Source organism: Methylocaldum sp., assembly GCF_035627495.1.
In the GTDB taxonomy this organism is placed as follows: Bacteria; Pseudomonadota; Gammaproteobacteria; order Methylococcales; family Methylococcaceae; genus Methylocaldum.
Genome location: NZ_DASPLO010000028.1, coordinates 1 through 7,797 on the forward strand (window position 1 = coordinate 1; position 7,797 = coordinate 7,797).

General features: G+C 57.2%; 9 protein-coding genes and 1 pseudogene. 7 read left to right on the forward strand and 3 right to left on the reverse strand.

Annotated elements, in window-relative coordinates; all coding sequences use genetic code 11:
* Positions 1–284 precede the first annotated feature (284 nt).
* Together VEB01_RS02400 and VEB01_RS02405 are read left to right on the forward strand one after the other, a co-directional pair.
* On the forward strand, positions 285–473 hold the full coding sequence (locus VEB01_RS02400; RefSeq protein ID WP_324872508.1) for a hypothetical protein: 189 nt from the start codon (positions 285–287) through the stop codon (positions 471–473).
* A gap of 302 nt (positions 474–775) precedes the next feature.
* Complete coding sequence (locus VEB01_RS02405) at positions 776–1,348, forward strand: hypothetical protein (RefSeq protein ID WP_324872509.1); 573 nt, start codon at positions 776–778, stop codon at positions 1,346–1,348.
* Positions 1,349–1,710: 362 nt separating this feature from the next.
* Here VEB01_RS02405 and ahr read toward each other — a convergent pair whose 3' ends face one another.
* Complete coding sequence (gene ahr, locus VEB01_RS02410; RefSeq protein WP_324872510.1) at positions 1,711–2,727, reverse strand: NADPH-dependent aldehyde reductase Ahr; 1,017 nt, start codon at positions 2,725–2,727, stop codon at positions 1,711–1,713.
* A 253-nt stretch (positions 2,728–2,980) separates the two neighbouring features.
* Between ahr and hflK the strand changes: the two genes are divergently transcribed.
* The 4 genes from hflK to VEB01_RS02430 all read left to right on the forward strand — a co-directional run bounded on the left by hflK (position 2,981) and on the right by VEB01_RS02430 (position 6,426).
* On the forward strand, positions 2,981–3,955 hold the full coding sequence (gene hflK / locus VEB01_RS02415) for an FtsH protease activity modulator HflK (RefSeq protein WP_324872511.1): 975 nt from the start codon (positions 2,981–2,983) through the stop codon (positions 3,953–3,955).
* Complete coding sequence (gene hflC / locus VEB01_RS02420) at positions 3,956–4,936, forward strand: protease modulator HflC (RefSeq protein ID WP_324872512.1); 981 nt, start codon at positions 3,956–3,958, stop codon at positions 4,934–4,936.
* 244 nt (positions 4,937–5,180) lie between these two features.
* A complete protein-coding gene (locus VEB01_RS02425; RefSeq protein WP_324872513.1) occupies positions 5,181–5,897 on the forward strand; it encodes a M48 family metallopeptidase in 717 nt (238 codons plus the stop codon).
* A 118-nt stretch (positions 5,898–6,015) separates the two neighbouring features.
* Positions 6,016–6,426: a YkvA family protein gene (locus tag VEB01_RS02430; RefSeq protein ID WP_324872514.1), complete on the forward strand. Its 411-nt coding sequence runs from the start codon at positions 6,016–6,018 to the stop codon at positions 6,424–6,426.
* A 41-nt stretch (positions 6,427–6,467) separates the two neighbouring features.
* Here VEB01_RS02430 and VEB01_RS02435 read toward each other — a convergent pair whose 3' ends face one another.
* Complete coding sequence (locus VEB01_RS02435; protein WP_324872515.1) at positions 6,468–6,683, reverse strand: hypothetical protein; 216 nt, start codon at positions 6,681–6,683, stop codon at positions 6,468–6,470.
* Between VEB01_RS02435 and VEB01_RS02440 the strand changes: the two genes are divergently transcribed.
* Positions 6,672–7,601 carry a YkgJ family cysteine cluster protein gene (locus VEB01_RS02440; RefSeq protein WP_324872516.1) on the forward strand — a complete coding sequence of 310 codons (930 nt, stop codon included), beginning with the start codon at positions 6,672–6,674 and terminating at the stop codon, positions 7,599–7,601. The two genes, VEB01_RS02435 and VEB01_RS02440, sit on opposite strands and share 12 nt — an antisense overlap.
* 67 nt (positions 7,602–7,668) lie before the next feature.
* Here VEB01_RS02440 and VEB01_RS02445 read toward each other — a convergent pair.
* Positions 7,669–7,797 (reverse strand): annotated as a pseudogene (locus tag VEB01_RS02445) (IS630-like element ISCARN102 family transposase); the annotation flags it as partial.

The window sequence follows — 7,797 nt, forward strand, 5'->3', positions numbered from 1 at the left end:
CGCCGATATATACATGTTTTTGAGCCGCCAAAATCGGAAAGAGGATACGCCATTCATTCTCCGTGACTGTTAATCGGTTCGCCATTTCGTAAATGGCGAGCGACATCGCCGGAGAGCTCCCGAAATGTCAACAGAACCTAGGTAATTTCTCACAGAATCAAGTTTTGATTTATGGAGAAATAGTGATCCGCTTTTTGTTTTCCCGCCGAATTGGCGGAAAGGATCTTTGAGAAGAAAAAGCGGCCTTAAGCCTTTTCCTAAGACACACTCGATTTTTCCGCATCATGAATACTTATGACGTTTACTTCTATCTCGATGGCCGTACCGAAATTATCAAAGTAGAAGCGGCAACCAGCATCGAAGCCAAGGCGATAGCGGAAACTCACTTAGGAATCACCGAGAGAGGATTCGATCAGGACAGGCACGTGTTTGCTGTCAGCGAGCGAACGAATCGGGATCTTCGGCGGGAATAGTTGTCCGCCACGTTGGCGATTTCTTCCGCCAAACCTACCGTTGCCGATTTCGAGGTAACCGTGGAGAGGCAGCAATGCCGTTCCCTTGCGAAGATAAGAAAGGGGAAAATGCCTCACTACACTTCGATTTTGCAAATCCAGCCCCCTGTGCGTGAGACCTCTTCGAGCCGCTGTTTCAAAAGGTCATTCTCAGGTGTTCATAATGGACGCTAGAAATATTATCGAGTCGATCTTATTATCGCCCGGTGCACGAAATGTACACTGTAATTTAAGTATTAATCGCTGATAAAGGAGATTTCTCGATGAAAACTGCACGAATAACTGCCCTATCGGGCACTTTGGCGTTAGGTATCCTCACATCGTTCTCCTGCTGGGCCGAAACGGCCAGTTACCTGAATGTAAAAGAAGCGGAAGTTGAATGGGAAAGCAAGGCTAAAGCCGAAGTTCTTGATGTGGAGATAGAAACGTCAGGCACCGTGCCGATGGATGGCAAGGCCGGCGCATTCGGTTATGGCGCCTTGACCGACGCTACCAACAACGTCGTGGTCCTGGTCACTCACTTGCCGATCGATGACAGCTCGCATGAAGATGCTAAAAGCGGCTTTCATACTCATGTGCTGGATCTGAAGCAACCCACAGCGGCGTGCACCGGGGCTACGCTCGAAGTGGATCTGGAGAACTCCAGTAAGAATACCGCCTTCGATGCCAATTACGCCTGGTCGATCAAAGGCACCAAGATCAAGTTAGAGGACATCCCGATGGCCGATCTTGGCGATGCGGGCGTGGAGAATCTGGTGACTTTTACCATCAAGCCCGTGCTGGATGCACAGCAAAAGCCGACCAATCTCTGCGTGACCGTTGCGGAACAGATTTAAGGCTTTCGCTTAGTCGATCGGCGGCTGCTGGCGGCGCTCGGATGCGCCGCCGACGCCGGAGATTGCGGTGATTGGCCAGCAGGCCTGCATACCGAATCTCAAGCTTCCGTGTTAATCAGCTTGAACATTTGACAGCATTCCAGAGCTGAATTGCTTAACGCTTGATATGGCTGATAAGAAGACGTGCACCAAAGAAAGCCCCGGTGAACCGGGGCTATGAGGTGAGGTTAAGAGGAGAGTAAACAATCACGCTGTGAAGAATTTTAGTCAAATAGCGTTATTACATACAACATTAAAAAGTCGTATTGTTATTCTTTTATTGAATAAGATAGCGTCTTCTTGAATAACCGTTCGACGCTGGGTCAGGCAAAATCGGCATCCAGCACAATACGGTACCGCGCTTTCCCCGCCCTAAGGTGCTCCAGCGCATCGTTCACCCGGCTCATCGGAAAATGCTCAACCTGCGGGGCGATTCCATGACGCGCGGCAAAATCCAGCATCATGTCGATCGTGCTCCGGGAGCCGGTAGGCGAACCCGATACGCTGCGTTGTCCGGAAATCAGACTCATCGCGATCACCGGAATTGGTTCCAGAACGGCGCCGACCACGTGTAGCCGCCCCTTGGGTGCTAACGTAGCCACCATCGCCTTCCAGTCCAGAGGCACGTTGACAGTATCCAGAATCATATCCAGCGAGCCCGCGATGGCCTTCATCGTCTCGGGCTTCCGGCTGAACACGACATGGTGCGCACCTAGCGTCTTGGCTTCCTCGTATTTGGCTTCGCTGGTAGTGAACGCTGTGACTTCAGAGCCCCAGGCGTTCAAAAGCTTGAGCGCCATGTGGCCAAGACCGCCGATACCGACCACGCCCACGCGGTGGGTCGGCTTGACGTCGAAATCGAGCAACGGGGAAAACACGGTGATACCGCCACACAGCAAAGGGCCGACGGTGCTGGCGTCCAGCGCCTCCGGAATTGGGATCACCCAAACCCAATGCGCACGGAGCCGGTCGGCGAAGGCGCCGTGATGCCCGACGATGGTCGGCTGAATCCGTACACACAGGTGCTGGTCGCCCGCAAGGCAATGACGACAATATAGGCAGCTTCCGGAATTCCAGCCCACGCCGACACGCTGACCAAGCGTGAGACCTTTGGCTTGGTCCCCAAGAGCGACCACCCGCCCCACTGCCTCATGGCCGGGCACCACAGGATAAGTGGAAATGCCCCACTCGTTATCGATTACGGATAGATCCGAGTGGCAGATGCCGCAATATTCGACCGCGATCTCGACCTCCTCAGGCCCCAGGGGACCCGGGTCGAACTCATATGGCTCCAAAGCGCGGCCGGCCGAACGCGCTGCCCAGGCACGGATAGCATTCATGATTCCCTCCATGAAACCGGTAAAAGGCGATTGTCCTTCGGGCCGGCAGACGATCGAGATTATCCCGCTAACGAGTAAGCAGCCCGAAGCACTTCCTTTTTGGTTGTGTCACCGGTACCAAGGTTCCGACAGGCCGGAATATGATTCGAAATGCTGTCCACATCCATGCGCTATAGGACTATCCTTGAGCAATCCAATAGCGACTCAGGTTTGCCTCACAAAGGCATGGCGTATTTTCAAAGCGAGGACTTGCGTGAATAATGTGAAACCCTTGTTGGGACGTTTTTCCGGCCCACCGCCCATCTCCCTACCGCGAATCCTCCTGATTCTATTGCTCATTGTCTTGGCGTGGACGTCGTATTACACGATACCGGCGGAGTCGGAGGGCGTTGTGCTCCGGTTCGGAAAATACATTCTGAAAGTGCCGCCCGGCCTGCATTTCAAACTCCCGTTCGGCATCGATAATGTGATCGAGGTGCCGACCCAGCGGCAACTCAAGCTGGAATTCGGCTTAAGCACCTCCGATTACACCAATCCGGATCAAGTCGGTAAGGAGCCGGCCAAGGAAAAATCCATGGTCACGGGGGATCTGAATTCGGCGCTCGTCGAGTGGGTCGTGCAATACCGCATCACTGAGCCCGAGACTTATCTCTTCGCGGTACGCAATCCCGGACTGACCTTGCGGGACCTTTCCGAATCGGTCATGCGGGAAGTCGTAGGCGACCGGACGGTCGACGAAATCATCACGATCGGGCGGCAAGAGATCGAGGAATCGGTCCTCGGCCGGATGCGGGAATTGGCGAACCGTTATCGCCTCGGCGTTTCCGTCAACCAAGTGCAGTTGAAGAATGTCAATCCGCCGGAACCGGTGCAACCCTCGTTCAACGAGGTGAATCGGGCTCAGCAGGACCGGGAGAATGCCATTAATCTGGCCAACGGCGAATACAACAAGGCCGTACCCCGCGCCCGCGGCGAGGCGGATCAGAAAATCCGGGCGGCCGATGGCTATCGGTTCAAGCGGATCAACGAGGCGGAGGGCGATGCCACCGCGTTCGGCGCCGTTCTCGAGCAATACATCAAGGCGCCGGAAGTGACCCGGGCGCGTCTTTATTTCGAAACGCTCGGCGATGTCCTCCCAGAGGCCAAGCAATCGATCATCGTGGACGAATCGGTGCAGCAAATCCTCCCGATGCTTCCCCTACCCGCACGCCTGTCGGAGGAAAAGTAAATGAGCTTCCGAAGAACCCTTGTGATTCTTCTCGCACTCTTGGCGGCCGCGGCGGTGTTGCTGTCCGCATTCACGGTCAACGAAACCGAACAGGCGATTGTCACCCAGTTCGGCAGACCGGTCCGCGAACCCATTACCGATCCCGGCTTACACTTCAAACTACCGCTTATCCAGCAGGTCACCCGTTTCGACAAGCGTTATCTGGCCTGGGACGGACCGATGGTGGAAATGTCGACCAAGGACAAGACCTATATTCAGGTGGATACCTTCGCCCGTTGGCGCATTACCGATCCCATGCAGTATTACCTCCGGCTTCGGGATGAGCGGAGTGCCCAGTCCCGTTTGGAAGATATCTTAGGCAGCGAGACGCGCACGGCTATAGCCAGACACGAACTGATTGAAGTGGTGCGTACCGACAAAACGCGCCGACCGCTGCAAGACGAAAGCGTAACCGGTGCGCTGTCGGCGGTGGGCGGGCTTGGCGTCCTGCGTCCGATCCAGTACGGGCGGCTGGAAATCGAAAAGGGCATCTTCGACGCTGCGGCTCCGAAACTGGCCGAGTTCGGTATCGAGCTTTTGGACATCCGGCTCAAGCGGATCAATTACAATCCGGGAGTCCTCGAACGTATTTATCAACGCATGATCAGCGAGCGCTTGCAAATTGCCCAGCGGTTCCGATCCGAAGGCGAGGGCGAGGCCGCGCGCATTTCCGGCAACAAGGACCGCGACATCAACGAAATCGAGTCCGCCGCCTACAAGCGGGTTCAGGAAATCCGCGGCGAGGCGGACGCCAAGGCGACGGAGATCTATGCAAGGGCTTACACCCAGCGGCCAGAAGGGTCCGATTTCTACCGCTTCCTGAAGAGCCTTGAAACCTATCGCAAGGTTATCAAGGGTGAATCTACGGTCGTCCTTTCGACCAACAGCGATCTTTTCGCCTTGCTCAAGCGCATCGAGCAAAAGGGCCGTCGTGACCAATAGCGCCTCTACATGGCAAATCCGTTTAGCAAGGATCTTCCGAGACTCTCAACAGCCAGAAACCTGAATTTTTCATAGGTTCCTGCGTCAAATCGAGAGTATCCGGCGGCTACGACCGGTCCGGCGCTTTGTGTAATTGAGGCAAGACCACTTGGCACATCGTTTACTCGCTGTTCTTCTTGCCGCTCAGTTCGCTCTCGGAATTGGCGGCTGTTCGACCAACCCCATCACTGGCCGAAGCCAGATCATGCTGGTAAACGACAACGAGGCCGCCCAGTCTTCGGCACAGGCTTATAACCAGTTGCTTCTGAATGCCGAAAGACAACGGGTGCTGGATGCTGATCCCGCCATGCTCAACCGGGTTCAATCGATCGCGCAGCCCTTGATTGGGCAGGCGATAGCACTGCGTCCCGAAACGCGCAATTGGCAATGGGAGGTGCACGTTCTAAAGAGCGACGAGGTGAATGCCTGGTGCATGGCCGGCGGCAAGATCGCCGTGTACACCGGCCTGATTCAGAAAATCCGCCCCACGGATGACGAACTAGCTCAGGTTTTGGGACACGAAATCGCGCACGCACTGCTCTCGCATCAAGCCGAAAAAATGTCGCGCGTCCAGGTTCAAAAGCTCGGGCTGGGCTTGGGCGTCCTGGCTGGCGCCGTTGCAGGCTATGACTTGGGCGGTGTGGCGGGCTTGGCCGATACCGTCGCGACTGTCAGCTTGCAGTTGCCTAACAGCCGAAAAGCCGAAAGCGAAGCGGACAGCGTCGGCATCGAACTCGCCGCCAAAGCCGGATATAACCCCTATGCCGCCATTTCCCTCTGGGAGAAAATGATTAAGGTCGGAGGCAGCGGCGGTCCGGACTGGCTCAGCACCCACCCTAACCCCGAACAGCGTCTACAGAGCATGCGTGCAAAAGCTCAGCAGTTGATGCCTGTTTATCAAACCAATCGTCGCGCGCCCTGAGCCGGCGATCGGATTAATTCCTGCGGTCAGTTCTCTTGCGTACGAGCCTTTAAATCGGCATGCTCGCTACGAATGTGCAACCGTAACCCGCCTTCGCGCAAATTCTTTTCCAAACACGATGTCGCTTTTCATCGAGTTCAAGCAACGGGTCCGCCGTCTTAAGGCAGAGACGTTCGCGCTGTATTTGGCCGCCCGTCATCCAAGAACGCCCTGGTATGCAAAATTTCTGGCGGCTGCCATTGTGGCTTATGCGTTCAGCCCCATTGATCTCATTCCGGATTTCATCCCCGTGCTGGGTTACCTGGACGACCTGGTCTTGATCCCCTTGGGGCTTGCCTTGGTGATTCGGTTGATTCCCTCTCCGATATTGGCCGAATGCCGGGCCGCGGCCGTGGAAATCTTCACGCAGAGGAAGAAACCGGTGAGTTATGCGGCCGCCGGCTTTGTCGTCATCATTTGGTTGATGTTGGCCGCTTGGGGCATGGCATGGATCTACGAAGCGTTAGCGGACAAGCCGATCGCGCCTTAGGGGACGAACAGCTTTCCGCCTGGTAATATCTGCGACCCGATTCACCGTTGCCGAACATGACCGAGTTTCTCCGCCGCCCGAATCACCGTTACGACGACCCGCTCGCGCTCGTGTGGATCGTTTGTGCGGAACGCATTGGCTTTCGCATTGAACGCACGGCGCATGCGTATGCCTCGACCGACGGCCGTGGCACGATTTTCATCGGCAGCGACGACATCCTCGACCCCGACGACTCGCTCGCGCAGATGATTCTTCACGAGCTATGCCACGCCCTAGTCGAGGGCGAGGCGGGTGAAGGCCGGGTGGACTGGGGTCTCGGCGGCAACGGCGCCCGGAATCCATGGCGCGAGCACGCCTGTTTACGGCTGCAGGCCTATCTGGCCGACGGCGTGGGACTGCGGGACTTCTTTGCGCCGACCACCGATTTCCGCGTGAGCTTTTGGGATTCGCTGCCTGCCGATCCGTTCGCGGCGTCGCCGGAAGAGGGCGGCCGCCGCGAGCGTAGCTGTGTGGCCGCGCGTCTTGCCGCTTGGCGGGCATCGCAGCGCCGCTGGGCACCGCACCTCGAAGAGGCGCTCGCCGCCAGCGAGGCCATTGCGGCGTTAGTACCCCGAGCGCATCGTAATAGCGCCGTTGGATCGGGTGCCCGCGCCGAAAACGATCGGCCCGGGAAGAGCGCGATGCCTTCGCTCTGGACAACCGTGGCGGAGTCGCCCGCACCGCACCCGGCCGGTCACGCGCCAATAGCGACATACCACGCGGGCCATAGCTGTACCGGCTGTGCCTGGGCGTTTGTCGAGCGCCGGGGACTGCGCTGCCGACACGCGCCCGGTGTCCGGCTGCCGAATGACGCGCCGGCGTGTTCACGCTTTGAACCGGCCGATGAGCTCGGCTGCCTTACCTGCGGGGCGTGCTGCCGCGAGGCTTATGACTCGGTTGAGATTTCCAAGCGCGAACCGGTGATCAAGCGTCATCCGGCCCTCGTTGTCGTCCACGAGACCTATAGCAAGCTGCGGAGGGACGGCGGCCGTTGCGCCGCCCTTTCCGGGGGTCACACGCCCACCGAAACCTATGCATGCACCATCTACGACGACCGCCCGAGGACCTGCCGCGAGTTCACCCGCGGCAGCGGCAACTGCCTCGATGCGCGCCGCCGAGTCGGCCTCTCGCTATAAACGGTCTAGCGGCGCCCGAACGACTGATCCCACTTGGGGTTGATCCGAAACCCGTCCTAGTGCTTCATCAAGGTTGAATTGAAGGGTAAAGATGCTTGAGCTTTATGCGCGCATTGTCGGTGGTGAAACGCCAATCGATTTTGGCGCGGACGGTATTCCGGCGGGTTTCCCAGGCAGCGACTTCGCGCGTCAGGTG